The 23,934-nt window shown below is 65.3% G+C and carries 28 protein-coding genes; 19 read left to right on the plus strand and 9 right to left on the minus strand.

Annotated elements, in window-relative coordinates; genetic code table 11:
• Positions 1-26 precede the first annotated feature (26 nt).
• From dnaG to ribD, 7 genes are all read left to right on the plus strand, one after another.
• Entirely contained in the window at positions 27-2,009 is a 1,983-nt protein-coding gene (dnaG, locus tag Q4543_RS07720) for a DNA primase (RefSeq protein WP_303437242.1), read from the plus strand.
• A gap of 148 nt (positions 2,010-2,157) precedes the next feature.
• Positions 2,158-4,152 carry an RNA polymerase sigma factor RpoD gene (rpoD, locus tag Q4543_RS07725; RefSeq protein ID WP_216005036.1) on the plus strand — a complete coding sequence of 665 codons (1,995 nt, stop codon included), beginning with the start codon at positions 2,158-2,160 and terminating at the stop codon, positions 4,150-4,152.
• A 3-nt stretch (positions 4,153-4,155) separates the two neighbouring features.
• Positions 4,156-4,434, plus strand: a complete 279-nt coding sequence (locus Q4543_RS07730) for an HlyU family transcriptional regulator (RefSeq protein ID WP_303437243.1) — start codon at positions 4,156-4,158, stop codon at positions 4,432-4,434.
• Positions 4,435-4,653: 219 nt separating this feature from the next.
• The gene (locus Q4543_RS07735) at positions 4,654-4,911 is read left to right on the plus strand and encodes a hypothetical protein (RefSeq protein ID WP_303437244.1); all 258 of its coding nucleotides are present in this window, start codon (positions 4,654-4,656) and stop codon (positions 4,909-4,911) included.
• 44 nt (positions 4,912-4,955) lie between these two features.
• The gene (locus Q4543_RS07740) at positions 4,956-5,363 is read left to right on the plus strand and encodes a secondary thiamine-phosphate synthase enzyme YjbQ (protein ID WP_303437245.1); all 408 of its coding nucleotides are present in this window, start codon (positions 4,956-4,958) and stop codon (positions 5,361-5,363) included.
• Positions 5,364-5,487: 124 nt separating this feature from the next.
• Positions 5,488-5,955 (plus strand): transcriptional regulator NrdR, encoded by a 468-nt coding sequence (nrdR, locus tag Q4543_RS07745; protein WP_303437246.1) that lies wholly within the window; start codon positions 5,488-5,490, stop codon positions 5,953-5,955.
• A 17-nt stretch (positions 5,956-5,972) separates the two neighbouring features.
• Entirely contained in the window at positions 5,973-7,043 is a 1,071-nt protein-coding gene (gene ribD / locus Q4543_RS07750; protein ID WP_303437247.1) for a bifunctional diaminohydroxyphosphoribosylaminopyrimidine deaminase/5-amino-6-(5-phosphoribosylamino)uracil reductase RibD, read from the plus strand.
• A 21-nt stretch (positions 7,044-7,064) separates the two neighbouring features.
• Here ribD and Q4543_RS07755 read toward each other — a convergent pair whose 3' ends face one another.
• Both Q4543_RS07755 and Q4543_RS07760 read right to left on the minus strand, forming a co-directional pair.
• A complete protein-coding gene (locus tag Q4543_RS07755; RefSeq protein ID WP_216005030.1) occupies positions 7,065-7,292 on the minus strand; it encodes a DUF1150 family protein in 228 nt (75 codons plus the stop codon).
• 3 nt (positions 7,293-7,295) lie between these two features.
• Positions 7,296-7,706: an Hsp20 family protein gene (locus Q4543_RS07760; RefSeq protein WP_303437248.1), complete on the minus strand. Its 411-nt coding sequence runs from the start codon at positions 7,704-7,706 to the stop codon at positions 7,296-7,298.
• Positions 7,707-7,875: 169 nt separating this feature from the next.
• Between Q4543_RS07760 and Q4543_RS07765 the strand changes: the two genes are divergently transcribed.
• Positions 7,876-8,100, plus strand: a complete 225-nt coding sequence (locus Q4543_RS07765; RefSeq protein ID WP_009502421.1) for a YdcH family protein — start codon at positions 7,876-7,878, stop codon at positions 8,098-8,100.
• Here the strand turns inward: Q4543_RS07765 and Q4543_RS07770 are convergent.
• The 4 genes from Q4543_RS07770 to Q4543_RS07785 form a co-directional block, all read right to left on the minus strand.
• Positions 8,097-9,023, minus strand: a complete 927-nt coding sequence (locus Q4543_RS07770; RefSeq protein WP_303437250.1) for an L-lactate dehydrogenase — start codon at positions 9,021-9,023, stop codon at positions 8,097-8,099. The genes Q4543_RS07765 and Q4543_RS07770 overlap by 4 nt on opposite strands.
• Positions 9,024-9,195: 172 nt before the next feature.
• Positions 9,196-9,720 (minus strand): tetratricopeptide repeat protein, encoded by a 525-nt coding sequence (locus Q4543_RS07775; RefSeq protein WP_216005027.1) that lies wholly within the window; start codon positions 9,718-9,720, stop codon positions 9,196-9,198.
• 48 nt (positions 9,721-9,768) lie between these two features.
• Positions 9,769-10,731, minus strand: a complete 963-nt coding sequence (locus Q4543_RS07780; protein ID WP_303437251.1) for a YVTN family beta-propeller repeat protein — start codon at positions 10,729-10,731, stop codon at positions 9,769-9,771.
• Positions 10,732-10,739: 8 nt separating this feature from the next.
• Positions 10,740-11,903, minus strand: coding sequence for an ABC transporter substrate-binding protein (locus Q4543_RS07785; protein WP_303437252.1), 1,164 nt, complete (start codon positions 11,901-11,903; stop codon positions 10,740-10,742).
• Positions 11,904-12,070: 167 nt separating this feature from the next.
• Here Q4543_RS07785 and pedF point away from each other — a divergent pair, with 167 nt between their 5' ends.
• A complete protein-coding gene (gene pedF / locus Q4543_RS07790; protein WP_303437285.1) occupies positions 12,071-12,736 on the plus strand; it encodes a cytochrome c-550 PedF in 666 nt (221 codons plus the stop codon).
• Entirely contained in the window at positions 12,736-13,626 is an 891-nt protein-coding gene (locus Q4543_RS07795) for an ABC transporter substrate-binding protein (protein ID WP_303437253.1), read from the plus strand. The genes pedF and Q4543_RS07795 overlap by 1 nt, the downstream gene beginning before the upstream one ends.
• A 3-nt stretch (positions 13,627-13,629) precedes the next feature.
• Here the strand turns inward: Q4543_RS07795 and Q4543_RS07800 are convergent, their stop codons facing one another.
• From Q4543_RS07800 to adh, 3 genes are all read right to left on the minus strand, one after another.
• On the minus strand, positions 13,630-14,499 hold the full coding sequence (locus tag Q4543_RS07800; RefSeq protein ID WP_303437254.1) for an FAD:protein FMN transferase: 870 nt from the start codon (positions 14,497-14,499) through the stop codon (positions 13,630-13,632).
• Positions 14,496-16,577: a 4Fe-4S binding protein gene (locus Q4543_RS07805; protein WP_303437256.1), complete on the minus strand. Its 2,082-nt coding sequence runs from the start codon at positions 16,575-16,577 to the stop codon at positions 14,496-14,498. Before Q4543_RS07805 ends, Q4543_RS07800 begins: the two co-directional genes overlap by 4 nt.
• 247 nt (positions 16,578-16,824) lie before the next feature.
• Complete coding sequence (adh, locus tag Q4543_RS07810) at positions 16,825-18,345, minus strand: aldehyde dehydrogenase (RefSeq protein WP_303437258.1); 1,521 nt, start codon at positions 18,343-18,345, stop codon at positions 16,825-16,827.
• Positions 18,346-18,544: 199 nt separating this feature from the next.
• Here adh and Q4543_RS07815 point away from each other — a divergent pair, with 199 nt between their 5' ends.
• From Q4543_RS07815 to Q4543_RS07855, 9 genes are all read left to right on the plus strand, one after another.
• A complete protein-coding gene (locus tag Q4543_RS07815) occupies positions 18,545-19,534 on the plus strand; it encodes a hypothetical protein (RefSeq protein WP_303437260.1) in 990 nt (329 codons plus the stop codon).
• Positions 19,535-19,601: 67 nt separating this feature from the next.
• Positions 19,602-20,357, plus strand: coding sequence for a sulfite exporter TauE/SafE family protein (locus Q4543_RS07820; RefSeq protein WP_303437261.1), 756 nt, complete (start codon positions 19,602-19,604; stop codon positions 20,355-20,357).
• 54 nt (positions 20,358-20,411) lie between these two features.
• Positions 20,412-21,200, plus strand: a complete 789-nt coding sequence (locus Q4543_RS07825; protein ID WP_303437262.1) for a 2-dehydro-3-deoxygalactonokinase — start codon at positions 20,412-20,414, stop codon at positions 21,198-21,200.
• Positions 21,197-22,033, plus strand: coding sequence for an urease accessory protein UreD (locus Q4543_RS07830; RefSeq protein WP_303437263.1), 837 nt, complete (start codon positions 21,197-21,199; stop codon positions 22,031-22,033). The genes Q4543_RS07825 and Q4543_RS07830 overlap by 4 nt, the downstream gene beginning before the upstream one ends.
• A gap of 3 nt (positions 22,034-22,036) precedes the next feature.
• Positions 22,037-22,339, plus strand: a complete 303-nt coding sequence (locus Q4543_RS07835; RefSeq protein ID WP_303437264.1) for an urease subunit gamma — start codon at positions 22,037-22,039, stop codon at positions 22,337-22,339.
• 190 nt (positions 22,340-22,529) lie between these two features.
• A complete protein-coding gene (locus Q4543_RS07840) occupies positions 22,530-22,835 on the plus strand; it encodes an urease subunit beta (protein ID WP_303437287.1) in 306 nt (101 codons plus the stop codon).
• Positions 22,832-23,143 (plus strand): antifreeze protein, encoded by a 312-nt coding sequence (locus Q4543_RS07845; protein WP_303437266.1) that lies wholly within the window; start codon positions 22,832-22,834, stop codon positions 23,141-23,143. Before Q4543_RS07840 ends, Q4543_RS07845 begins: the two co-directional genes overlap by 4 nt.
• A gap of 43 nt (positions 23,144-23,186) precedes the next feature.
• Complete coding sequence (locus Q4543_RS07850) at positions 23,187-23,501, plus strand: hypothetical protein (RefSeq protein WP_216005014.1); 315 nt, start codon at positions 23,187-23,189, stop codon at positions 23,499-23,501.
• Between the two features lie 9 nt (positions 23,502-23,510).
• Positions 23,511-23,906 (plus strand): carboxymuconolactone decarboxylase family protein, encoded by a 396-nt coding sequence (locus Q4543_RS07855; RefSeq protein ID WP_303437269.1) that lies wholly within the window; start codon positions 23,511-23,513, stop codon positions 23,904-23,906.
• The last annotated feature ends 28 nt before the right edge of the window (positions 23,907-23,934 follow it).

The raw sequence follows: 23,934 nt of genomic DNA on the forward strand, positions 1-23,934 counted from the left end.
GGCGCGGCTGGGTGGATATTCGCCCCATGAGTCTTCCCCCCGGTTTCCTTGACGAGTTGCGCAACCGCACGAGCCTGTCTCAGGTCGTGGGGCGCAAGGTCATGTGGGATACGCGCAAATCCAATCAGGCCAAGGGCGACATGTGGGCGCCATGCCCGTTCCATCAGGAAAAATCCGCCTCGTTCCATGTCGATGACCGCAAGGGCTATTACTACTGCTTTGGCTGTCAGGCGAAGGGCGACGCGATTTCCTTCATCCGCGAATCCGAGAACGTCGAATTCATGGAAGCGATCGAGATCCTTGCCCGCGAGGCTGGCATGCCCATGCCCGCGCGCGATCCGCAGGCGGCAAAGAAGGCCTCGCGCCACGAAGAGCTGGCCGAGATCATGGAGCAGGCGGTGCGCTGGTTCCGGATGCAGCTGAACGGCGGGGCGGCGGCGCAGGCGCGCAGCTATCTTGACCGGCGCGGCCTGTCGGCAGAGGTGCGGGACCGTTTCGAGATCGGCTTCGCCCCCGAGGGCTGGCAGAACCTGCGCGACCATCTGCGCGGGCAGGGGGTGTCGGACGAGCTGATGCTTGCGGTCGGGCTGACGCGCGCCTCGGACAAGGGGCGCGATCCCTACGACGTGTTCCGCAATCGTATCATGTTCCCCATCCGCGACGGTCGGGGCCGCGCCATCGCCTTTGGCGGGCGCGCGATGGATCCGAACGACAACGCCAAATACCTCAATTCCCCCGAGACCGAGCTGTTCGACAAGGGGCGCAACCTCTACAACCTGCGCGCCGCGCGCGAAGCGGCGGGCAAGGGGCAGCGGCTGGTGGTGGCCGAGGGCTACATGGACGTGATCGCGCTGTCCGAAGCGGGCTTTGGCGCCGCCGTCGCGCCTTTGGGCACGGCGGTGACCGAAAGCCAGCTTCAGCTGATCTGGCGCGTGTCAGGGGAACCTGTCATGGCGCTGGATGGCGACAAGGCGGGGCTGCGGGCGGCCTACCGGGTGATCGACCTTGCGCTGCCGCTGCTCGAGGCGGGCAAATCGCTGCGCTTTGCCCTGATGCCCGAAGGCAAGGACCCGGACGATCTTTTGCGCGCCGAAGGCGCGGGCGCCGTGACCAAGGTGCTGGATGCGGCGCTGCCCATGGTGCAGCTGCTCTGGCGGCGCGAGACCGAAGCCAAGGTGTTCGACAGCCCCGAGCGCAAGGCGACGCTGGATGCCCGGCTGCGCGACGTGCTGCGCGCCATTCAGGATCAGGGCCTGCGTCGCCATTACGGCGACGAGATCAAGGAACTGCGCTACCAGCTGTTCCGCCCGCAACGCCAGCAGCGCGGCTTTCAGGGCGGGCAGGGGTATCAAGGCGGCGCGCGCGGCAAGGGCAAGTGGCGCAAATGGGACGCGCCGCTGCCCTCGACCTCCAGCGCGCGGGCCTCGCTTCTGGCCTCTGCCGGAGAGCACGCCGAGGCCGAGCTGCGCGAGGCGGTAATTCTCGCCGTGTTGCTGACCATGCCCGAGCTGATCCCCGAATTCGAGCATCAGCTTGATTCGCTCGACTGCGCCGACCCCGATCGCGCCGCCCTGCGTGATGTGTTGATGCGCTGCCGCGAGACCGAACCGGGCGCACTGCGCGACGCCTGCGAGCAGGCAATCGGGCCGATGGCTCTTGAAACCTTGCTCTCGGCACGCCATGTGGCAATCGTTCCCTGCCTGCGCACGCCCGGTGACATCTCGCTCGCCCGCCTGACGGTGGCGGAGGAGCTGGGCAAGATCGACGCGCAGAAAGGGCTGGCCGCCGAGATAGACGAGGCGGAAGAGGATCTACGGGATCTCGCGGACGAGGCGCTGACATGGCGGCTCGGCCAGGCCGCAAAGGCCCGCAACGAGGCTGTCCTGCGCAAGGACGAGGCCCAGACCGACTTTGAGATCGCCCCCAACGGGATGCGAATCGACAGGGAGGAAAAGAAGCGGGCCGAGGCCATCTGGGACCAGATTCGCTTTTCAAAAGGGCCGAACTAGATGTTCGGTCAGAAATTATGGAGGAAATCGCGCTAGGATCTCTGGCCGAATCAGTCGATTCCCATCATGATTCGGGGAATCGAATCAATCTTATCGCGTGAACGCCGGCCCGACGGGGCCGCCTCCCTCGGATGGAGCACTTCTTCTAATGGCAGCCAAAGACAACGACGACGCCAAGCCGGACACCTCTGACGACGCGCACAGCCTCGACATGAGCCAGGCCGCGGTCAAGAAGATGATCGCAGAGGCGCGCGAGCGTGGCTACATCACCTACGATCAGCTGAACCAGGTTCTTCCGCCCGATCAGGTCTCTTCCGACCAGATCGAAGACGTGATGTCGATGCTCTCGGAAATGGGCATTCAGGTCACCGAGGAAGACGAGGAAGCCGACGAAGACGGCAACAGCCCGAACAAGGGCTCGACCGAACTTGTCGACGCCTCGCGCGGCAAGGACGTGGCGCTGTCGTCCGGCGCGACTGAAAAGCTCGACCGGACCGATGATCCGGTGCGCATGTACTTGCGCGAGATGGGCAGCGTTGAGCTGCTGTCGCGCGAAGGCGAAATCGCCATCGCCAAGCGCATCGAGGCCGGTCGCAACACGATGATCCTCGGGCTGTGCGAAAGCCCGCTGACCTTTCAGGCGATCACCATCTGGCGCGAGGAACTTCTGTCCGAAGACATCCTGCTGCGCGATGTGATCGACCTTGAAACCACCTTCGGCAACCAGCTTGACGAAGAGGGCGGTCTTGAAGAGCCGGTGATCGACACCTCGGGCGCCACGGTGGAAAAGCCCAAGCGCGACGAGCCCGAGCTGGACGCTGACGGCAACCCGATCCGCACCGACGACGACGAGGATGAGGACGAGCAGGCGAACATGTCGCTTGCGGCGATGGAAGCCGCGCTCAAGCCGCGCGTGCTGGAAACGCTGGATCGCATCGCGCAGGATTACGAGAACCTTGCCGCCATGCAGGACGCGCGCATCAGCGCGACCCTGAACGAGGATGGCACCTTCGACGCCGATGACGAGGTCATTTACCAGAAGCTGCGCGGCGAGATCGTCGAGCTGGTGAACGGGCTGCACCTGCACAACAACCGCATCGAAGCGCTGATCGACCAGCTTTACGGCATCAACAAGCGCATCATGTCGATCGACTCGGCGATGGTGAAGCTGGCCGATCAGGCCCGCATCAACCGCCGCGAATTCGTCGATGAATACCGTGGCCGCGAGCTTGATCCCAACTGGATGGAGCGGATGAACGAAAAGCCGGGCCGCGCCTGGCAGATGTTCATCGAGCGGTTCTCGGACAAGGTCGAAGCGCTGCGCTCCGACATGGCGCAGGTCGGCCAGTATGTCGGCCTTGATATCAGCGAATTCCGCCGCATCGTGAATCAGGTGCAGAAGGGCGAGAAAGAGGCGCGTCAGGCCAAGAAGGAAATGGTCGAGGCGAACCTGCGTCTGGTGATCTCGATCGCCAAGAAATACACCAACCGCGGTCTGCAGTTCCTCGACCTCATTCAGGAAGGCAACATCGGCCTGATGAAGGCGGTGGACAAGTTCGAATACCGCCGTGGCTACAAGTTCTCGACCTATGCAACGTGGTGGATCCGGCAGGCGATCACCCGGTCCATTGCGGATCAGGCGCGCACCATCCGTATCCCGGTGCACATGATCGAGACGATCAACAAGCTGGTCCGCACTGGCCGCCAGATGCTGCACGAGATTGGCCGCGAGCCGACCCCGGAAGAGCTGGCGGAAAAGCTGCAGATGCCGCTCGAGAAGGTCCGCAAGGTGATGAAGATCGCCAAGGAGCCGATCTCGCTCGAGACGCCGATCGGCGACGAGGAAGACAGCCAGCTTGGCGATTTCATCGAAGACAAGAACGCGATCCTGCCGCTGGATTCCGCCATTCAGGAAAACCTGAAGGAAACCACGACACGGGTTCTGTCGTCGCTGACGCCGCGCGAAGAGCGGGTTCTGCGGATGCGCTTTGGCATTGGCATGAACACCGATCACACGCTTGAAGAGGTTGGCCAGCAGTTCAGCGTGACCCGCGAACGCATTCGTCAGATCGAAGCCAAGGCACTGCGTAAGCTCAAGCATCCGTCGCGCTCGCGCAAGCTGCGCAGCTTTCTGGACCAGTAAGCCATGTCGTTTTTCAAGAAACTGTTCGGCGGGGGCAATTCTGCCCCCGAACCGCAGGCAGAGGCGGTCCCGTACAAGGACTTCCGCATCACCCCCGCGCCGCTCAAGGAAGGCGATGGCTTTCGCATTGCCGCGCTGATCGAAGCCGAGGTCGAGGGCGAGACGAAGTCTCACCAGCTTGTCCGCGCTGACGTGATCCGCGACCGGGAAGAGGCCATCGCGGCTTCGGTCCGCAAGGCGCAGCAGATGATCGACGAGCAGGGCCTGCGCCTGTTCGGCTGACGCTTGTTGGGGCCCGCGCGGGCCCCACGCCTTGGCTTTCATGGCCTTGCCACAACTTATGCAGAGACACCGACACTGCCGTGCCTTTGAGCGGGGCTTGATGGCTTTGGACAAAAAGCTGGGGATAAGGCGGCGCAATCCGTGAGGCTCGTGTCTGAATAAAGGGAACATTAAAGGTTTCAGGGTGTTGATCAGGCAAGAGTAACAGGGAAGCCCGCCATGATGTTCCGCCTTGCCGCCCTTAGCGTTGCCGCCGCGATGATCGCTGTCACCGGTTTTGCCGCCACCGATGCGATGATCACCGAGACCCCCGAGGTCATCCGGATCGAGGTTGCGCCGGATCAGCTTGCCGATTGTGAACGCGCGCTGCGCGAGGTCGGTGCGATGCCGGGTGTGGCGGACGATGGCAGTCCGCTCTTGTTCGAAGGCAGCGCCGGGTTGCCAACCGTGGTCTGCGCCATCTCGATCGACGCCTGAGCCACCCTATGCCCCGTGTTCGGGGCCATACCGCGGGACCGCCCATGCAGACCATCTTTACCATTCCGACGCGGGGGCAGGGGCTTTACGAATTCACCCGCGATGTCGCCAATTGGGTCGAGGGCACCGGGCTGCTGACGTTGTTCATCAGGCACAGTTCGGCTTCGCTGCTCATTCAGGAAAACGCCGATCCCGAGGTGCGCAGCGATCTGCGCGCCTTTTTCCATCGTCTGGTGCCGCCGACCACCGACCCCTCGATGCGCTATCTCACCCACACTTACGAGGGCCCCGATGACATGCCTGCGCATATCAAGGCAGCGCTTCTGCCGGTGTCGCTGTCGATTCCGGTGAGCGAAGGGGCCCTCATGCTGGGAAGATGGCAGGGGATCTACCTGTTCGAACATCGCGACGCAGCGCATCAGCGCGACGTGGTGGCGCATCTTTCACCCTGATCCAGGGCCTGCATGTTGTTGCGGCATTTACGGGCTACCCAAGGTCTGGCGGCTCGCCTATAGTCTCTGTGGATAAGTGGGGCAAACCCCACACCAGAGGCGGGATAGGATAGGGGGACAGACCATGCGCTGCCCGTTTTGCGGACATATCGACACCCAAGTGAAGGATTCGCGCCCGGCGGAAGAGCATGTCTCGATCCGCCGTCGCCGGTTCTGCCCGGCCTGCGGTGGCCGCTTCACCACCTATGAACGCGTGCAGCTGCGCGATCTGGTGGTGATCAAGTCGAACGGGCGCCGCGAGGATTTCGACCGCACCAAGATGGAACGCTCGATCCGCATCGCCCTGCAAAAACGCCCGATCGAGCCAGAGCGCGTCGAGCAGATGATCAGCGGCATCGTGCGACGGCTGGAAAGCCTTGGCGATACCGATATCGCCTCGAAGCAGATTGGCGAGATCGTCATGGAAACCTTGGCCCGGATCGACACCGTGGCCTATGTGCGCTTTGCCAGCGTCTACAAGAATTTTCAGGCGGCGGATGATTTCGATAAATTCGTCAGCGAGTTGCGGCCGGTCGGCCCCGTCGACAAGTGATCTCTGATCACGACCACATGGCGCACGCCCTGCGGCTTGGCCGCAGGCGGATGGGGCAATGCTGGCCCAACCCGGCGGTCGGCTGTGTCATTGTAAAGGATGGTCGCATCGTGGGGCGGGGCGTGACCGCACCCGGTGGTCGCCCCCATGCCGAACCGCAGGCGCTGGCGCAGGCTGGCGATGCGGCGCGCGGTGCCACCGCCTATGTCACGCTGGAGCCCTGCGCTCATCATGGCAAGACGCCGCCCTGTTGCGAGGCGCTGGTGAACGCTGGCATCGCGCGGGTCGTCGCGCCGATGACCGACAGCGATGCACGGGTGTCGGGGCGGGGGTTTGACTATCTGCGCAAGCACGGGGTCGAGGTTGTCACCGGCGTGCTTGGCGAGCAGGCCGCGCGCGATCACGCGGGGTTTTTCCTGCGGGTCGCAGAGGGCCGCCCGCTGGTCACGCTGAAACTGGCCAACAGCTTTGACGGGCGCATCGCCACCGCCACCGGCGAAAGCCAGTGGATCACCGGGCCAGAGGCGCGGCGCTATGTGCATGGGCTGCGGGCGCGCCACGATGCGGTGATGGTCGGCGCAGGCACGGCGCGGGCGGATGACCCGGCGCTGACGGTGCGCGAGTTTGGCGCGACGCGCCAGCCGGTGCGGGTGATCGCCTCGCGGCTGATCGACGTGCCGCTGATGAGCAAGCTCGCCAGCAGCGCCCGCGAGGTTCCTGTCTGGGTGGCACATGGCTCCGACGCCGCGTCGCTGACGCGCAAGGCGTGGGAGAGCTGCGGCGCGAAGCTGCTGCAATGCGACATTCGCGCCGGGCGCATCGATCCGGCCTCGCTGCTGGCGAAACTGGGGGCCGAGGGGCTGACGCGGGTGTTTTGCGAGGGTGGCGGCCAGCTGGCGGCCTCGCTGCTGGCGGCGGATCTGGTCGACGAGCTGGTCGGGTTTACCGCCGGCATCGCGCTGGGGGCCGAAGGGCGGCCGGGCATCGGCGCCATGGGCGTCGACCATCTGGCCGAAGCGCCCCGGTTCGTGCTGGAAGAGGTCCGCGCCATCGGCGGCGATGTGCTGCATCGCTGGCGGCGCGGATAGGGCGGGGCCGAAGCCCCGCGATCAGTGCACCGTCACCGGCGCAAAATCATTTTGCCGTGCCAGCTGAAACGCCAGATTGCGATCCTTGACCAGCGCCAGCCGCTCGCCAAGCGCATTGTGCACGGCGTAAAGCGTCTTGAGCCCGCCCAGCTGGTCCTGCACCTCGGCGGGCAGATCCTCGGCGTCGACAGGGCGCACGTAGACGATGCGATCCGCATCGTGCTGAGTGAAATCGTATTTCGTGTCCATGAGTTACCCCTTTCTGATCTGGATCGTCTGCACCACGGTCTCGGGTCTCGAGATGGTCAGATCGACGTGAAGAAGACCATTCTCGATGATGGCCTCGCCAATCTCGACCCCGTCGGCCAGCACAAAGCTGCGCTGGAACTGCCGTGCGGCAATGCCGCGATGCAGAAAAATTCGCTCGGCCGAATCGTCGCGCTGGCGTCCGCGGATGACCAGTTGGCGGTCTTCGACGGTGATGCTCAGATCGCTTTCGGAAAACCCGGCCACGGCCAGCGTGATGCGATAGGCGCTGTCGGATGTCTGTTCGATGTTGAAGGGCGGATAGCCCTCGCTGGTCTTGGCGGTGCGTTCAAGCAGACGCTCGAGCTGCTCGAAACCAAGCATATGGGGATACGATCCCAGGGTCAGTTTGCTCATGACACGTCCTTTGCGGAAAAGCGACCGTCGGTCGGGCCCCGCGCTTGCGGCAACCCTTGTGGGAATAATATGGGAAAGGCGCGAAGGCGGCGCAAGCCCCTTGCAATGGCTTTGCCAAGCCGCGACAGTTTGTTAATCTAAATACCTGCATTGCAAGGAGATCGCCCGAATGGATGCGCCGCAAGACATCTCGATGAAAACCGAGGAGGTGCTGCGGATCGAGCTGGAGGTTTTCAAGCGAGAACACCGCGATCTGGACGATGCCATCAACGCGCTGCACGAACGGGGGGTGGCCGACCAGCTGACCCTGCAGCGCCTCAAGAAGAAGAAACTGTTCCTGAAGGACAAGATCGCCCTGATCGAAGATCGCCTGACGCCTGACATCATTGCCTAAAGCTGCGATGCCGTCTCCTTGAGCATTTCGGCCGAGCGGCGCAGTGCCTCGGACTCGGCGCTGGACAGCTCGGGGCGCAGCGTGGCGATGACCCCCTCGCGCCCGACGACGCGCGGCAGGCTGAGCGCGACGTTTTCGACCCCCTCGACCTCGGGCGTGGCAATCGACACCGATAGCACCGAGCGCTGATCGCCGCCCACCGCCTGCACGATGCGGGCCAGCCCGGCGCCGATTCCGTACCATGTGGCGCCCTTGCCTTCGATGATGCGATAGGCGGCGCGGCGCACGGCGTCGTCGATCTGATCGCGCACATCCTGGGTGATCGGCGCCCCGACCTGCGCGGCAAAGCGTTCGACCGGCTGCGAGCCTGCCCGCGCCGAGGCCCAAGCCAGAACCTCGGAATCACCATGTTCGCCAAGCACATAGGCATGCACCGATTGCGGTGCGATGCCGAGGTGCTGCCCAATCAGGCTGCGGTAGCGCGCGGTGTCGAGGATGGTGCCAGATCCGATCACCCGCTCTGCCGGAAGGCCGGAAATGCGCAGCGCCACGTCGGTCATGATGTCGACCGGGTTCGACGCCACCAGCAGGATCGCATCTGGCGCGGCCTTGCGCACGCCGGAGATCACCTGCGCAAAGACATCGGCGTTGCGGGACAACAGGCTGAGGCGGGACTCGCCCGGCTTTTGCGCGACCCCGGCAGCGAGAATGACCATTTCAGCCCCCTCGAAGGCCTCGTACCCGCCGGCAAGCACCCGGCAGGGATGCGCGAAGGGCACCGCGTGCGAGATATCTTCGGCCTGTGCGCGGGCAAAGGCAAGCGACTGATCTACAAGCACGATCTCGCTCGCTCCGCCGCGCAGCGCGAGCGCATAGCCCGCGGCCGATCCGACCATGCCGACCCCGACGATTCCTACCTTCATGACGCGTTTCCTCATGGCTGTTCGGGTTCAAATTGGCATGCATGTCGCGGGATGAACAGGGCGTCACTCTGGCAGGGATCACGCGGCCCCTGAACAGCGCCAAGCGGGGCGCTTTTTAAGAGCGTTCCGATGCGTTCGGACGCAAATTTGTGATGGCGATCAACGGCTTGGGTCAGAACAGCGGGGCGTAGCGCCAGTTGTCGGCATCCGGCGTCACCTCGTCGAGGTTATAATCCGCGCCTTGAAGCCGCTGCGCGATCTCCAGCCCGGCGTGTGCCGCCCGGTCGATCATGTCCCGCCCGCGCGCTTCGTCCTGCCGGGTGCCGAAGCCGCGCATCAGGTCGAGCCCGTGGTTGAACTGGCCCACCGGATCGCCCGCCTCGGCGGCTTGCCTGTCCCAGTCGGCGGCCGCTTCGGGATTGAACGCGCCGCCAAAGCCGTTCTGCTCCATGTAGCTCATCCATGTCATCGCGCGGGTATAGCCCGCCGCGGCGCAGGCTTCGAAGATCGCGCGGGCGGTGTCATGATCGCCGGATTTGGTCATCATGTAGCCCGCGGCGCAGGTCATCATGTCGGTCTGCCCGCGCTCTGCCTTGTCGCGCACCGACCGCCATGTCAGCTCTTCGGGGTTGGTGGTGCCGTATTGATCCGCCAGAGCGGGGCTTGCCAGCAAGGCAAGCATCCAAAGGTGTCGCATGTCTTCCTCCCTTTGCGGGGCATCAGCGCTCGAAGGGCCTGCCTTCGATCAGCCCCCGGTTGGCCGGAAGGCCGCGCCCCATGGGTAGCGGCCCACCTTGATCGTTTTCACCGCCTTGCGTGTGGCCACGTCGACCACCGTCACATCGCCCGAGACGCCATTGGTGGTGAACAGCTGCGCGTGATCGCGATCAAAGGCCATGTGCCAGACGCGCCGCCCCACAAGGATATACTGTTCGACCTCGTAGGTCTCGGCGTTCACCACCGCGAGGTGGTTCGACGGCCCAAGCGCGACAAAGGCGGTCTTGCCGTCCGGCGTCAGCTCGAACCCGACGGGCTGGATCAGATCGTCATGCACGCCCTTGATGGCGAAATGCAGTTTCGCCTTTTCCGACTGATCGGATGTGTCGAACACCGTCACCGTGCCGCCGATCTCGGCGGACACCCAAAGCTCGGCGCCGTCTTTGACGAATTCTGCGTGACGGGGGCGCGAATCGACCAGCGTGTTGGCAAAGATCGTCTCGGTGCCGGTGTCGATCCAATGCGCCATGTTGGTGGTTTCCGAGGTGGTGATCACCGTCTTGCCATCGGGGCTGACCGCCATGCCTTCGGGTTCGATGCCAACGTCGATCTGTGCAATGACGCGGCGGGTCTGCGTATCGACCACGGTGGTGATCGCGTCATCCTCGTTGGCGATGTACAGTCGCCGGTTGTCGGGGTGCAGCACGAATTGTTCAGGGTCTTCGCCCGAGGGCAGATCGTGCAGGATCTCGCCTGACACCGGGTCCATCACCTGCACCGCGTCGCTGTCGGAGGCGCAGATAAAGACCACGGAATGATCGGCGGAAAAGGTGATGCCGCGCGGGCGCTCTCCGGTGGCAATGGTGCGTGTGACCTCCAGCGTGGCGGTGTCGATCACGCTGATGGTGTTGTCCTTTTCATTGGTCACCCAGATTTCATCCGCAAGGGCGGGGGTGGCCAGCAGCAAGGCAAGGGCGGTAGTGCGAAACATGGGATGCCTCATTGAAACGCGGTGCAGGCGGAATCCGGGGCGTCGAGCCCCAGCGTGTCGAGTTCGTTGCCCTGATGCAGGAAACCTTCGAGCGGGGCAGAGGCCACCACGGCGCGTGCGGTGACCAGCGGGATCGGTTGGCGCAGCTGGCCGTTCCAGTCGCGATAGCTCAGCGGGCGACCCTTGAAGCCGGCCAGTTCGAATGCGTCCGACAGGATATAGGCGCGCAGCGTTGCCAGATCGTCCGATCCGGTGCGGGTCACCGCCTCGCCGAGCGTGCGCAGGGCGGCCCAGGCGCCATAATCGGCACTGCGCATGTCGCGCTGGGCGCTGTCTTCGAAGCGTGATTGCAGCTGCGCCGCGCCCCATTGTTCCATCACCGGCGCCCAGGCTTCTGGCACCAGCTCTTCGGATCCGGCGACGGGGCGCGGATCCCATGTGTTATAGGCGATGTAGCGCCCGAAATCATGCGTCTCGTCAGCGATCAGCAGCACGTCGTGATCGCCCAGTTCCTGCGTGAACAGCGGCACTTCGGACGAGGCGCTGCGGCGCATGTCGGCGTCAAAGCGCCACGGCTTTTCGCCCACCAGATCCAGCTGGAATTTCTGCGCCGAGGCTTTCAGCGCATCGGCAAAGGCGATGTCCTCGGGGTGCGGGCCAGAGATCAGCGCAACATCGCTCCAGCGCCGCGACACGAGGAACTGCGCCAGCGCATCGGCGCGCATGGCATTTGACGGCGCGCTGTGCAGCAGGTTGGCGCGGCAATCCATGCTGCGCAGCCGCGTTTCGGGGGCGGTGGCGTTGAACAGCAGCGCGCCCTGTGCCTCGGGAAGATCGGCGATCTGCAACAGGGTCCCGGCGGGGGCGTCGATCACCAGCAGCTTTGTTGACGCCAGCGCGGCCCGCGCCGCGGCCAGCGCATCGCCGCCCGGTGGGACGCGGGTTTCCTCCATCTGCCATGTCTGCCCCATGAAGCGCCCGGTGGTGGCGTTGTCGCTCAGCCCCAGCCGCGCGCCCGCAACGCCAAGATCCGCCGGGTCGGGATCGAGGTTCGACAGCACCGGCGGCGCGATGCGATCGACGCCAAGATAGCCGATCCGCAGCGTGGTTTCCGACGCGGCAGCCGCGCTTAACGTCAGCGAACACAGGGCGGCAAGACCCAAGATGCGCATGAAATGTCCTCCTTGCCGATACGCTACCCTGCGCCGGGGCGCCATGCCGTAGGACCATGGTCGCAGATCGGGGGGCTTCGCGACCAAGGTGCAATATTGCGGCTGCGGGGGGCTTGCTAGGCATCGACGAAGAGACGCATCCGGAGGAGGTTCCCAGCATGTCAACGATGACCCGTGCCGCGCTTGCCAGCGCTGCCGCTTTGTTCAGCGCAAGCCTTGCGCTGGCCCATGGCGATGTCGCCCCGCAGCCGGTCAACACCGATGCGCTGCCCGATATCGGCGAAGACTGGCTGACCGAAAACCCCTACCGCGATGCCGGTGAAGAGGTCTGGCAGGCGGCGGTGAGCATCGGTGCGTCGGGCTACAACCAGAATTGCGCGCGTTGCCACGGGCTCGAGGTGATCTCGGGCGGGCTGGCCCCCGATCTGCGCTTTCTCGAGGCAGAGGAGTATGGCGATGAGTGGTTCATGGAGCGGTTCCGCGAAGGCTATACGCAAAATGGCATCACCAAGATGCCCGCCTTTGGCGAGTTGCTGGGGCAAAAAGCCGCCTGGGCGATCCGCACCTATGTCGAAACCCGCCCTGATGACGCCATGATCGACGAGCGGCAGGACGAGCTGAAGGCGATCCGCGATCACCTTGCCTCGGGCGATGTGGACGTTGACGCCACCGTGGCGCGGTTGACCGAGATCGCCGGCGAGATCGAGACCCTGTCGGGCGCGCCTATTGCCGACAGCATCGCCTTTCGCGCGGCAGGCCAGCTTCAGGCGCATCCCGATGATCTGACCCATGCGGCCGAAACGCTGACCATCGGGCTGTCGGCGGCGCATTGATGAAACGTCGCCTGTTGCTTGCCGCGCTGGCCGGGCTTGCCGTTGCAGGCCCGGCTTTCGCGCGTTGTGAAGACTGGGTTCCGCAGGCCAAGCCGCAGAACGCCAGCCGCGATATTGTGGGCAAGGATCTCGACGAGATCATCGAGCGTGGCTACATCGACATCGCCGCTTACGAAGATTTTGCGCCTTGGTCCTTTCAGCAGGGCGGCAAGCCTGCCGGGGTCGATATCGACATCGGGCGGCTGATCGCCAAGGGGCTGGGGGTCGAGGCGCGGTTCCATCTGGTGCCCGCCGCCGAAAATCTCGACGGTGATCTGCGCAACACCATCTGGCAGGGGCCGGTGGTGGGCGGGGCGGTGTCAAACCTGATGATGCATGTGCCCTATGACAGCGAATACGCTTGCCGTGTCGATCAGGTGGTGTTCACCGGGCAATACGCCGCCGAGCAAGTGGCCATCGCCTATCGCACGGACGCCTACCCCGAAGACCCGCCGGTTCCGGCCTATTTCCGCTTTGACACGGTTGCGGTCGAAAACGATTCCATCGCCGATTTCTACCTCACCTCCTTTGCGGGCGGGCAACTGGCGCAGGGGGTGCGGCGCTATCCGTCCTATGGTGCGGCGATGCAGGCACTGAGCGCGGGCGAGACCATGGCCGCAATGGGCCCGCTGGCGCAGCTGGAATACGGGCTGGGCGCGGGCGCGGCGATCCACCAGCCGCCACTGGCGGGCTTTGCCGTCAGCCACTGGACGGTGGGGGTGGCGGTGCACACGCGCTACCGGGCGCTGGGTTATGCGGTCGACGATGCCATCCGCGCCGGGCTGGAGGACGGCAGCATCGCGGCGATCTTTGCCCGATACGGGCTGACGCATCTGGCGCCGGAACGCTAGGGGTCAGGCGGGCAGGCGGCGCAGGTTGCCGCCCGCGTCCACCAGCGTGACCCGGGCCGGAATGTGGCGGATCGCAGCGCGGATCGCCGCTTCGTCCATCAGGCAAAACCCGGTCGACAGCGCATCGGCCAGCGCCGCGCTGGGGCATTCCACCGAGACCGTCGACCAGAGGGCCGCGCCGCCCTGCGGGCTGAGAATATGCGCCTGAGCCCCCAGCATCAGCGCCGACGGGCTGGAGCTGGCCACCGCGCCGCCGGTCAGCGTGCGTGAGCCCAGCAGACCCTGATCGGGGTCCGCCAGACCCAGCCGCCACGGCCCGCCAAGCGCCCGGAATTCCCCGATATTGACCAATGCGCTCCCGAACCCCCGGGTTTCCAGCAGATCGACCACGGCGTCGGTGGCATAGCCCTGCGCGATGCCGTTGAAGGTCAGCGCCTGACCCTTGCTCAGCACCACTTGCGGCGCGCGCTGGACCGTTTCCCAGCCGATCAACTGGCGCGCGTCGCCGCTATCTTGGCCCCGCGCCAGCGCCTGCCAGAGCGGCTGAACCGTGGGGTCGAACTGCCCCTGGGTCGCCCGATGCACCCGATCCGCCAGCGCCATCAGCGCGGCAAAGTCTTGCGAGGGCACCAGTCTGCCCGCGCGGTTGAGCCGCGACACTTCGGAGTCGGGGTCATACAGGCTGAACGCCGCCTCGATCTGGCGCAGGCGGGCGATGGCGCGGGGCAGGGCCTCGGTGGCGCCGGGGCCGTGCAGGGTGATCTGCGCCTCGGCGCCCAGCGCGAGGCCGCTCCAGCGAGCGGGCGCAGCGCTTGCCCCCATACTGAGCGCGGCGGCGGAAATGCTCAGGAAGCGGCGGCGCGACAGCATCATTCGGCAGGCTCCAGCGGCGCAACGGGCCGGCCCTTGCGGGCGGTGAGCACGAGGGGCACGCATTGTTTGGGATCGGCGTAGATCTGAACGCAGTCAAGGCATTGGAAGCATTCGGAATAGGCGATCTTGCCGGATTTCTCGATCGCCCCGTAGCGGCAGCGCACGCGGCACAATTGGCACGGCGCGCCGCACCCTTTGCGCCGCGCGATCCAGTCGCGCCTGCGCAGCAGCCCGCCGATAGCCATGAGCGCGCCCAGTGGGCAGAGGTAGCGGCAAAACCCCTTGAACAGCACCATCGACAGCGCCAGCAGCCCCGCCGCCCACAGCACATAGGGCCATGCGCGCTGGAAATAGGTGGTGATCGCGGTCTTGAACGGCTCGATCTCGGCCACGGTGTCGATCTTGCCGGGCGCAAGGAACACCGTCGCCACCATGCCCGCCAGCACCACGTATTTGAGCCCTTTCAACCGGCGATCCCAGCGCGGCGTTGGGTCGATCTGCGGCAGGCGCAATCGCCGCCCCAGATGCGCCGCGAATTCCTGCAACGCGCCGAACGGGCAAAGCCAGCCGCAAAAGAACCCGCGCCCCCATAGCACGAACCCGGCCCCCGCCGCGAGCCACACCAGCAACGAGAACGGATCATAGAGCAGGAAGGCAAAGCTGCCGCCCTCAAGCGCCGTGCGCAGCACGCCCAAAGGCGTCACGATCGACAATTGCCCCTGACCCCAGAACCCGACGAAGCCGGTCATCACCGCCAGCAGCCCCAGCCGCAGCGGCGTCAGCACCGGGCGCCGCGCGATATGCTTTTGCAGCGGGCCGACGGCGATCAGCAGCACGACAAGGAAGCCGCACAGCAGCAGCAGATCGGTCTGCCGGCCCCGGATCGCCTCGCGCCACGGCGGCAGGGTCTGCACCACCTGCGGCTTGAGAAAGAACCGTTCGGGCGTCTGCGCAGAGACAAGGATTTCCTGCCGTCCGATTTCGGGCTGGAACATGCCATGGGCGCGCACCGCCTCGACCTTCAGCGTCCATTCGCGCGACGGGTCAAAGCCCAGCCGCCGGTCGGTGCGCAGGATCATCGCGGTGCCATCCTGCAGGGCGTCCGGCAGCCCGGCCGCCAGTTCGACCAGCAGATCGGCGTCGCGCAGCGCAATCGGCAGCCCGTCCTGTTCGGCGGCCAGCCGGTCGGGGGCGGTGTTGCGTACGAAATCCTCCGACACCAGCCCGTGCCGCCCGCTTTCGATCAGCAGCAGGGGCTCCTCGTCGGGCGAGATATCAAGGAACCGCTGCAATTCGCCCAGCGTATCGGGCGAGAGCACCGCGCGCGCGATGCTGGGCGGGCCGATGTCGATCACCCAGAGGTCAAGATAGGGCGCATCGGGGGCCTCGCTCGCCGCCGGGTCGTCATCGGCCCAGATCGTGCCGGCGAACAGCGCATCCACCGCAGCGTTGCTGGTGAGGTGATGGGTGGCGATGCCTTGGTCCACCAGCGCGTCCCAGCCCAGCGGCTCGTCGTAATCAGGATCAGGCCGGGCGGGCGGGCCCGAAGACACTCCCGCCAGCTTTTCGCGCGCCACCTCGCGGGCGGCGGCCATGATGCTTTCATGCGCGATGCGCACACTGGCCGTCGCCTTGGTCACCCCGTCCAGATAGACAAGGCCAGAGCCGTCGGCGGCGCTGCCATAGGCACTGCCAACCACCATGGTTTCGGAAATCGAACGCCCGGCGTATTGTTCGAGAAAGCCGCGAAACGGCGCCTCGCCCAGCCCCGAGACAAAGATCGGCTCGTTATGGGAGATCAGCTTGACGTCGCGGATTGCCCCTTCGAGATCGAGCATGACGAAGACGTTGATCGGCGCGCCGGAAAAGCCCGGCAGCGGGGCCATCAGCGCGGTTTCAAACGCATAGCCCGCAAGGCCGCCGCCAGAGTTGAGAAGCTCCCACACGCCCTTGTCATTGACGGGCTCGCCAAGCCCGTAGGGGGCATAGACAAAGCGTTCCATCGCGGCGCGATCCATCGGATCGGCGCGGGCGGACAGGGCGGCAAGGCCAAGCAGAAGGGCAAGAAGCAGGCGCATGGCGCATTGGTATCCAAGACCGTGCGGTCTGCCGATTCGACCAAAGTCGCGGGGATATTCGGCTCGCGTCTGTGCGAGGTGGATGCGGCCTGAGCGGCTGTTGCAGGCAGGCGTAGGGAAAGGGCGCGGTGGTCTCGTGGGGAAGGCGCACAAGCCACCGCGCTGGATCGCCGCGCCAACCAGCGCAGCGATCTTGCGTGTCCGGGGCACGGCGCTTGCGCAAACCCGCCCCGGACAGGAGGAGCCTTTAGAAGAAGCCCAGCTTGTTGGGGTTGTAGCTCATCAGGATGTTCTTGGTCTGCTGGTAGTGGTCGAGCATCATCTTGTGGTTCTCGCGCCCGACGCCCGATTGCTTGTAGCCGCCAAAGGCCGCGTGGGCCGGGTAGGCGTGGTAATTGTTGACCCAGACACGCCCCGCCTGAATGTTGCGGCCAAAGCGGTAGCAGCGGTTGGCATCGCGGGTCCAGACACCGGCGCCAAGCCCGTACATGGTGTCATTGGCGATGGCGAGCGCCTCGGCCTCGTCCTTGAAGGTGGTCACCGACACCACCGGGCCAAAGATCTCCTCTTGGAAGACGCGCATCTTGTTGTGCCCCTTGAGGATCGTCGGCTGGATGTAAAAGCCGTTCGACAGATCGCCGTCGAAACGCGCCGCTTTGCCCCCCGTAAGCACTTCGGCGCCTTCTTCGCGCCCGATGGTGAGGTAGGACAGAATCTTGTCCTGCTGTTCCGCCGAGGCCTGCGCGCCGACCATGGTTTCGATGTCGCGCGGATCGCCTTGCTTGATGGCCTGCACCCGTTCGATGCAGCGCGAGATGAATTCGTCGTAGATGTCTTCCTGAATAAGCGCGCGGCTGGGGCAGGTGCAGACTTCGCCCTGATTGAAGGCGAACAGCACGAAGCCTTCGACGGCCTTGTCGAGGAAGGCGTCATCTTCGGCCATCACGTCGCTGAAGAAGATGTTGGGGGATTTGCCGCCCAGTTCCAGCGTGACCGGAATCAGGTTTTCGGTCGCGGCCTGCATGATCTTGCGGCCCGTTTCCGTGGAGCCGGTAAAGGCGATCTTGGCGATGCGCGGGCTGCGGGCCAGCGGCGCGCCGACATCGGCGCCCATGCCGTTGACGATGTTCAGCACACCGGCGGGCAGCAAATCGGCGATCAGTTCGGCCAGCACCATGATCGCGGCGGGGGTCTGTTCGGCAGGCTTGAGCACCACGCAGTTACCAGCCGCCAGCGCGGGCGCCAGTTTCCACGCCGCCATCAGGATCGAGAAATTCCACGGGATGATCTGGCCGACCACGCCGAGCGGTTCATGGAAATGATAGGCCACGGTATCGTGGTCGATTTCCGACATGTTGCCTTCCTGCCCGCGCAGAACGCCCGCGAAGTAGCGGAAGTGGTCGATGGCCAGCGGAATGTCGGCGGCCATGGTCTCGCGGATCGGCTTGCCATTGTCCCAGGTTTCGGCCTGCGCGAGGATTTCAAGGTTGGCTTCCAGCCGGTCGGCCAGCTTCAGCAGGATGTTGCTGCGCTCGGAGGCCGAGGTCTTGCCCCAGGCTTCGCGGGCGGCATGGGCGGCGTCCAGCGCCTTTTCCACATCCGCCGCGCCAGAGCGGGCGACCTCGCAGACGACGCCGCCGGTGATCGGGGTGATGTTGTCGAAATACTGGCCGCCCACGGGCGCGACCCAGTCGCCGCCGATGAAGTTGTCGTAGCGGGCCTTGAAGGGCGAAGCGTACTTGCCTTCGGTTTCACTCATGACGTTCATTGCGTGTCCTCCTGAAGAATGCCGGGTCCTCCACCCGGCTCTGCGCTGACCATGGGCTGCCGTCGGGGGCCGTGTCATCGGCGTGCGCGCCGCGCCGGGGGCGAAGTGTCTCATCCCTGAGACAGGTCTTTACGAATGTTCAATCTGTGCGGGACTAGACTGCCCCACCGGCGTGTCACACCGGGGAAGGCGAGGGCGCATGAGACGGATAGATGAAAAGCTGGCGAAGATCGCCGCGGGAAACTATGGCCCGCGCGATTTCATCATCACCTTCGCCAAGGATGCCGACCTGCTGCGCGGCTGTTCCGCCAGCGGGCTGGATGCGATGGGGCAAGGCCGGTCGCTGTCGTCCTATCGATCGGATGTAAGGCGGGTAATCGAATCGGATCTGGCCGACATCGTCCTCACCTCGCTGTCGACCGCCGAGGCGCTGGCCGACGATGGCGCCTACCTGCGCTCGAACGCGACGCCGGCGGTGCGGCTGAACGATCCGACCGAAAGCTGGCGCGTGCGCGGTGGGGCTTATGTCACCGCGCAGGGGCTGCCGTTTCGCTCGTCGCGCTTTGATGCCGTCAAGCCGGTGGCCAGCCTCGGGCTGTACGGGATGACCTTTTACAACGATCCGGCGCGCGATCACGCGACGCTGGCCGCCTATACGGAATTTCGCGATATCGCGGGGCGGGTCGGCATCCGGCATTTCCTTCAGGTGAGCGACCCCTGCGTCGCCGTGGAAACCGGCGAAGCCAAGCCCGAGGGCTATCGCAACGACATGCTGGCACGGATGCTGGCGGGCATCGCGCGGCGCGAACGGCCGATGTTTGTGGAAACCGAATATCACGGCCCCGCCGCGATGGAGGAACTGGCGTCATGGGATCCCTCGCGGCTCGTGGTCGGCATCACCAGTTGCACCGAAGGCACGACCCGCGACTGTCTCGAACGGCTGGCGCAGGCGGAAAAGCACGGTGCGCGGCTTTGCGGGCTCAGCCGGAGCAGCGCTGATTGCGACGATCCGGTGCTGATGCTGACCGCGATGCGACGGGTGGTGCACGATGGCGCAAGCTCGTTCGAAGCGGTGCGCATCTATCATGACGAGCTGACGGCGGCGGGGGTGACGCCGCGCCGCGCGCTTCAGGATGATGTCGAACTGACCAACCCGCTGCTCAAGGCGCACGCCGCGAAAGCCGCCTGACCGCTTTGCCCTTTCCCCTTCTGCGCCCCCGTGCCAGACCCGTCGCGGCACGGGCAGGGGATGGCGCTTGGAACAAACGGCAGGATTCTGGATCGCGGCGGCGGCGGCCACTTTCTTTATCGGCATGTCCAAGGGCGGCATTCCGATGGTTGCCATGCTTGGCGTGCCGATCCTGTCGATCTTCATCCCACCGGGCATGGCAGCGGGACTGCTGCTGCCGATGTACATTCTTGCCGATGCCTATGCGATCTGGCTGTTTCGCGGGCAATATTCGCTGCGCAACATCCGCATTCTGGTGCCCGCCGGGGCGATCGGCGTGTTGATCGCCTTTGTGCTGGTCAGCCGCGTGCCGGTCGAGGCGACCAAGCTGGTTGTTGCGCTGATCGGCCTTGGCTATCTCGCCGATGCGTTGCGCAAACGGTTGAAGCGCGATTATCGCGCGCGCGATGCCGATGTGGCGCGCGGTCTCTTCTGGGGCGCGCTTTCGGGCTTCACCAGCTATATCAGCCACGCCGGCGGTCCGCCCTATCAGGCCTATATGCTGCCTCAGAAGCTGCCGAAAATGACCTTTGCCGGCACGACGGCCATCGTCTTCGCCTGCATCAACTGGATGAAGGCACCGACCTATGTGCTGGCGGGTCAACTGACGTGGGACAGCCTGAAACAGGTGGCGGTGCTGGCGCCGGTGGCGCTGCTTGGGGCATGGGCGGGCTTTCGCTTCACCCGGCTGCTGCCCGAACGGTTGTTCTTTACGCTAATCTATTCGGCGCTGGGGCTGTTGTGCCTGAAGCTGCTGTTCGAGGTGGGCGCGGCGTGGCTCTAAGCCCTTGCCGGGGCCGGGGCGGATCGCTACCTCGAAGGGCGGAAAGGAACCCCGATGACCCAAGCTGACTGGATCGCTGTCGAACTTGGCTCCGACAAGATGCTGACATGGCAGATGCGTGGCCCCGATGTGCTGGCCCGCCACGATGCCGCGCCAGAGCCTCTGTCGGAACTGGGGGCAGAGCTGCCGGATCTGCCGGTGCTGCTGTCCGGTGCTCGCGGCCACGAGGCGCAAGTGCCCTGCGCGATCCCCGCCCCGCTGCGGGTCGGGCGGTTCCATCTGCTGCCCGGCGTGCGGCAGGCGCAGCCGTTTGACGACATGGGCTTCGAGGCGACGCGGATCGCGGGTTTCCTCGCGCTCAACCCCGGGTTCGACGGGGCGCTCTGCCTGCCCGGCGCGGTGACCCGCTGGGTGCAGATCAGCGCGGGCGAAATCGTGAGTTTTCGCAGCTTCCTGACCGGAACGATGCTGCGCCTGCTTCAGGCCCCCGAGGCGCTGGGCGTCCTGGACGACGCGCTTGATCCGGAAACGCTGCGCGCGGCGGTGGATCGCGCCATGGGCCGCCCGGCGGCGCTGACCGGCGATCTTGCGGGGCTGCGGGCGCGCCTCATGGCGGGGCAGGGCGGAGCGGCCCGCTCCGAAGCGCTGGGCTGGCTGATCGGGGTCGAGCTGTCGGCGGCAAAGCCGTGGTGGCTGGGGCAGAACGTGGCGTTGATCGGGGACAGCGCGGCGCATCGCATCGCGCTCGAGGCGCAGGGCCTGCCGGTGCTGGTGGCAGATGGCGCGCGCATGGCGCTTGAGGGTCTCAAACGCGCCTATGCCGGGCTTGAGGCCGCGACGTGACGCAGCAAAGCCCGACCGATCTGGCTGACATCGGCCCAAGGCCGCAGCGCGCGCGCGGCAAGGCGCGCCTGTCGGCGAAGCTGCGCAATGGCCGCAGCACCATCGACGATCTGCATATGTCGGGCAGCGCCAAGCTGCTGTTCCCGCGTGGGAAAGATGAATTGCAGGCGGTCTATCTCAACAGTTCGGGCGGGGTGACGGGGGGTGATGCCTTTGATGTCGCCGCCCATGCGCAGACAGGCGCGCATCTGGTGATGACCACGCAGGCGGCCGAGCGCATCTACCGCGCGGTGCCGGGGCAGGTGGGGCGCGTTGCCACGCAGCTGACGGTTGATGCTGGCGCGCGGCTTGACTGGTTGCCGCAGGAAACGATCCTGTTCGAAGGCGCGGCGCTGAACCGCCGGCTGAGCATCGACATGGCCGAAGATGCCCGTCTTGTCGCCTGCGAGTCGTTCATCTTTGGCCGCCGCGCGATGGGAGAAGTGCTGCACGACATCCACCTGCGCGACCGGATCGACCTGCGCGTCGGCGGCAGGCTGGTATTCGCCGACCGTCTGCGGCTGGACGGCGATGCGGCGCAGATCCTGTCGCAGCCGGCGACAGCCAATGGTGCGGGGGCGATGGCAACGGTGATCCGCGCCGCCCCCGGAGCCTCGGGTTGCGTCGAGCGCTTGCGTGAAATGCTGCCGCAGACGGCGGGCGTGTCCGCCCTGACGCCGGATCTTGTTGCAATTCGTATGGTTTCCGTTGACGGCTTCGCTTTGCGAGGCCACCTTGCCTCTGTCCTGCGCTATCTGTGCGGCGCTGAACTCCCACGACCCTGGATGATCTGACCAATGCAATTGACCCCCCGCGAAAAGGACAAGCTGCTTGTCGCAATGGCTGCCGAAGTGGCAAGAAAACGCCTCGGACGCGGCGTCAGGCTGAACTATCCCGAGGCTATCGCGTTGATCACCGACGCTGTAGTGGAAGGTGCGCGCGATGGCCGTTCGGTGGCCGATACGATGGAGGCTGGTGCACGGGTGATCACCGCCGAGCAATGCATGGAGGGTGTTCCCGAGATGATCCACGAGGTGCAGGTCGAAGCGACCTTCCCCGATGGCACCAAGCTCGTCACCGTTCACAACCCGATCCGCTGATCTCGCCAAGGAATCCTGGAATGAAATACGCCTTGCCTCTCGTGCTTTTTGCAGCGCCTGCTCTTGCCCATACAGGCGAGGGTGCCCATCTGCATCCTCATGACGGCGCATCATGGCTGGTGACCGTGGCGGTGCTTGGCATCGCCGCCTTGGCGGGCCATATGGTGCTGAAGCGGGTGAGGTCGCGCAAGTGATCCCCGGAGAGCTGTTTCCCGCCGAGGGTGATCTGGAGCTGAACGCCGGGCGCGAGGTCATCGTGCTGATGGTGGCCAATACCGGTGATCGGCCCGTACAGGTCGGCTCGCATTACCACTTTGCCGAAACCAACCCGGCGCTCGATTTCGACAGGGAGGCCGCGCGCGGCACCCGGCTTGACATCGCGGCCGGGACTGCGGTGCGGTTCGAGCCTGGACAACGGCGCGAGGTCGCGCTTATCCCCCTTGCGGGTGCCCGCAAGGTTTATGGATTCAATCAGAAAGTCATGGGTTCACTATGAATATGTTCAACGACGTGCTTGCCTGGCAGCGCAGCATGGTCAAGATCGGCTCGCTTGTGGCCGAATCCCAGCAGGTCATCGCCTATCGTGTGCTCGGCATGGCCGGAATGTGGTCGGTCGAACCGTCCGAAAATGCGCGGATGGTCAATGAAAAGGGCCCGGCCTTTCTGCAAAGCTGGTGGAGCGCCAGCCGCGCCGCAATGAACGGTGACGCGCCGGAACGGGTGCTGGATGCATGGACGGTCCCGCTCGAGCGCAAGGCGCGCTCGAATCGCAAGCGGCTTGCCCGTCGCGGGCCGAACCTCTGACGATGCGACGCTGACACAGGGCACGCTCAAGGAGGGCAGGCCGATGTTTCCGATCACACCGATGGACTGGACGAAGGTTGCCTTGCGCGGAAGCACGCAGGTCATGGCGCTGCAACTGAGGCTGGCGCGCGCCATGGTCGGCATGGCGCTCGACCAGCAACGCAAGGCGATCGGCCTTGCGCGGGTGCCGCTGCCCGGAGCGACGGGCAACATCTGCGCCCCGCTTCGCCGCCCCGGCCATCCGCGTGCGCGCCCGTCTGCGGGGCTGCGCTCGGTGCCGTCCTGCGGCAATGCCGGGCAAACGCCGCCCCGGCCAACGACGCTCGCGCCGGTGCGCGATGCCGAAGCGCAGGACTGAGGATCGCCCATGGTCACCCGCCCGCTGCTGAGTGACGATCAGCTAAGCCCGCTTGCAGCCGAGGTCTTCGCCGACATCCGCGCCACCCGCGGCACTGATTTCATCAATAATTTCTGGCGCGCGCTGGCCCATGATCCCGAAACGCTGCGGGCGACATGGGACCGGCTGAAGGTCTTGATGGCGCCCGGCGCGCTTGATCCGCTGACCAAGGAAATGATCTATATCGCGGTGTCCGCCGCCAATTCCTGCGCCTATTGCTGCCATTCCCATACGGCTTCGGCAAAGGCCAAGGGCATGAGCGACGCCATGCTGAACGAATTGCTCGCCGTGATCGGCATGGCGAGCCAGACCAACGCCATCGCCAATGCGCTTCAGGTGCCGGTGGATGAGGTTTTCAAGGAATAGGGCCGGCAGGCCAGCCAAAAAACGGGCG

Origin of the sequence: Salipiger sp. 1_MG-2023, from assembly GCF_030547555.1 — a bacterium.
In the GTDB taxonomy this organism is placed as follows: domain Bacteria; phylum Pseudomonadota; class Alphaproteobacteria; order Rhodobacterales; family Rhodobacteraceae; genus Salipiger.

What these genes read in the sequence shown, in the direction of transcription:
- dnaG (WP_303437242.1), top strand. Translation starts at nt 27, where the DNA reads ATGAGTCTTCCCCCCGGTTTCCTTGACGAGTTGCGCAACCGCACGAGC.
- rpoD (WP_216005036.1), top strand. Translation starts at nt 2,158, where the DNA reads ATGGCAGCCAAAGACAACGACGACGCCAAGCCGGACACCTCTGACGAC.
- Q4543_RS07730 (WP_303437243.1), top strand. Translation starts at nt 4,156, where the DNA reads ATGTCGTTTTTCAAGAAACTGTTCGGCGGGGGCAATTCTGCCCCCGAA.
- Q4543_RS07735 (WP_303437244.1), top strand. Translation starts at nt 4,654, where the DNA reads ATGATGTTCCGCCTTGCCGCCCTTAGCGTTGCCGCCGCGATGATCGCT.
- Q4543_RS07740 (WP_303437245.1), top strand. Translation starts at nt 4,956, where the DNA reads ATGCAGACCATCTTTACCATTCCGACGCGGGGGCAGGGGCTTTACGAA.
- nrdR (WP_303437246.1), top strand. Translation starts at nt 5,488, where the DNA reads ATGCGCTGCCCGTTTTGCGGACATATCGACACCCAAGTGAAGGATTCG.
- ribD (WP_303437247.1), top strand. Translation starts at nt 5,973, where the DNA reads ATGGCGCACGCCCTGCGGCTTGGCCGCAGGCGGATGGGGCAATGCTGG.
- Q4543_RS07755 (WP_216005030.1), bottom strand. Translation starts at nt 7,292, where the DNA reads ATGGACACGAAATACGATTTCACTCAGCACGATGCGGATCGCATCGTC.
- Q4543_RS07760 (WP_303437248.1), bottom strand. Translation starts at nt 7,706, where the DNA reads ATGAGCAAACTGACCCTGGGATCGTATCCCCATATGCTTGGTTTCGAG.
- Q4543_RS07765 (WP_009502421.1), top strand. Translation starts at nt 7,876, where the DNA reads ATGGATGCGCCGCAAGACATCTCGATGAAAACCGAGGAGGTGCTGCGG.
- Q4543_RS07770 (WP_303437250.1), bottom strand. Translation starts at nt 9,023, where the DNA reads ATGAAGGTAGGAATCGTCGGGGTCGGCATGGTCGGATCGGCCGCGGGC.
- Q4543_RS07775 (WP_216005027.1), bottom strand. Translation starts at nt 9,720, where the DNA reads ATGCGACACCTTTGGATGCTTGCCTTGCTGGCAAGCCCCGCTCTGGCG.
- Q4543_RS07780 (WP_303437251.1), bottom strand. Translation starts at nt 10,731, where the DNA reads ATGTTTCGCACTACCGCCCTTGCCTTGCTGCTGGCCACCCCCGCCCTT.
- Q4543_RS07785 (WP_303437252.1), bottom strand. Translation starts at nt 11,903, where the DNA reads ATGCGCATCTTGGGTCTTGCCGCCCTGTGTTCGCTGACGTTAAGCGCG.
- pedF (WP_303437285.1), top strand. Translation starts at nt 12,071, where the DNA reads ATGACCCGTGCCGCGCTTGCCAGCGCTGCCGCTTTGTTCAGCGCAAGC.
- Q4543_RS07795 (WP_303437253.1), top strand. Translation starts at nt 12,736, where the DNA reads ATGAAACGTCGCCTGTTGCTTGCCGCGCTGGCCGGGCTTGCCGTTGCA.
- Q4543_RS07800 (WP_303437254.1), bottom strand. Translation starts at nt 14,499, where the DNA reads ATGATGCTGTCGCGCCGCCGCTTCCTGAGCATTTCCGCCGCCGCGCTC.
- Q4543_RS07805 (WP_303437256.1), bottom strand. Translation starts at nt 16,577, where the DNA reads ATGCGCCTGCTTCTTGCCCTTCTGCTTGGCCTTGCCGCCCTGTCCGCC.
- adh (WP_303437258.1), bottom strand. Translation starts at nt 18,345, where the DNA reads ATGAACGTCATGAGTGAAACCGAAGGCAAGTACGCTTCGCCCTTCAAG.
- Q4543_RS07815 (WP_303437260.1), top strand. Translation starts at nt 18,545, where the DNA reads ATGAGACGGATAGATGAAAAGCTGGCGAAGATCGCCGCGGGAAACTAT.
- Q4543_RS07825 (WP_303437262.1), top strand. Translation starts at nt 20,412, where the DNA reads ATGACCCAAGCTGACTGGATCGCTGTCGAACTTGGCTCCGACAAGATG.
- Q4543_RS07835 (WP_303437264.1), top strand. Translation starts at nt 22,037, where the DNA reads ATGCAATTGACCCCCCGCGAAAAGGACAAGCTGCTTGTCGCAATGGCT.
- Q4543_RS07845 (WP_303437266.1), top strand. Translation starts at nt 22,832, where the DNA reads ATGAATATGTTCAACGACGTGCTTGCCTGGCAGCGCAGCATGGTCAAG.
- Q4543_RS07850 (WP_216005014.1), top strand. Translation starts at nt 23,187, where the DNA reads ATGTTTCCGATCACACCGATGGACTGGACGAAGGTTGCCTTGCGCGGA.
- Q4543_RS07855 (WP_303437269.1), top strand. Translation starts at nt 23,511, where the DNA reads ATGGTCACCCGCCCGCTGCTGAGTGACGATCAGCTAAGCCCGCTTGCA.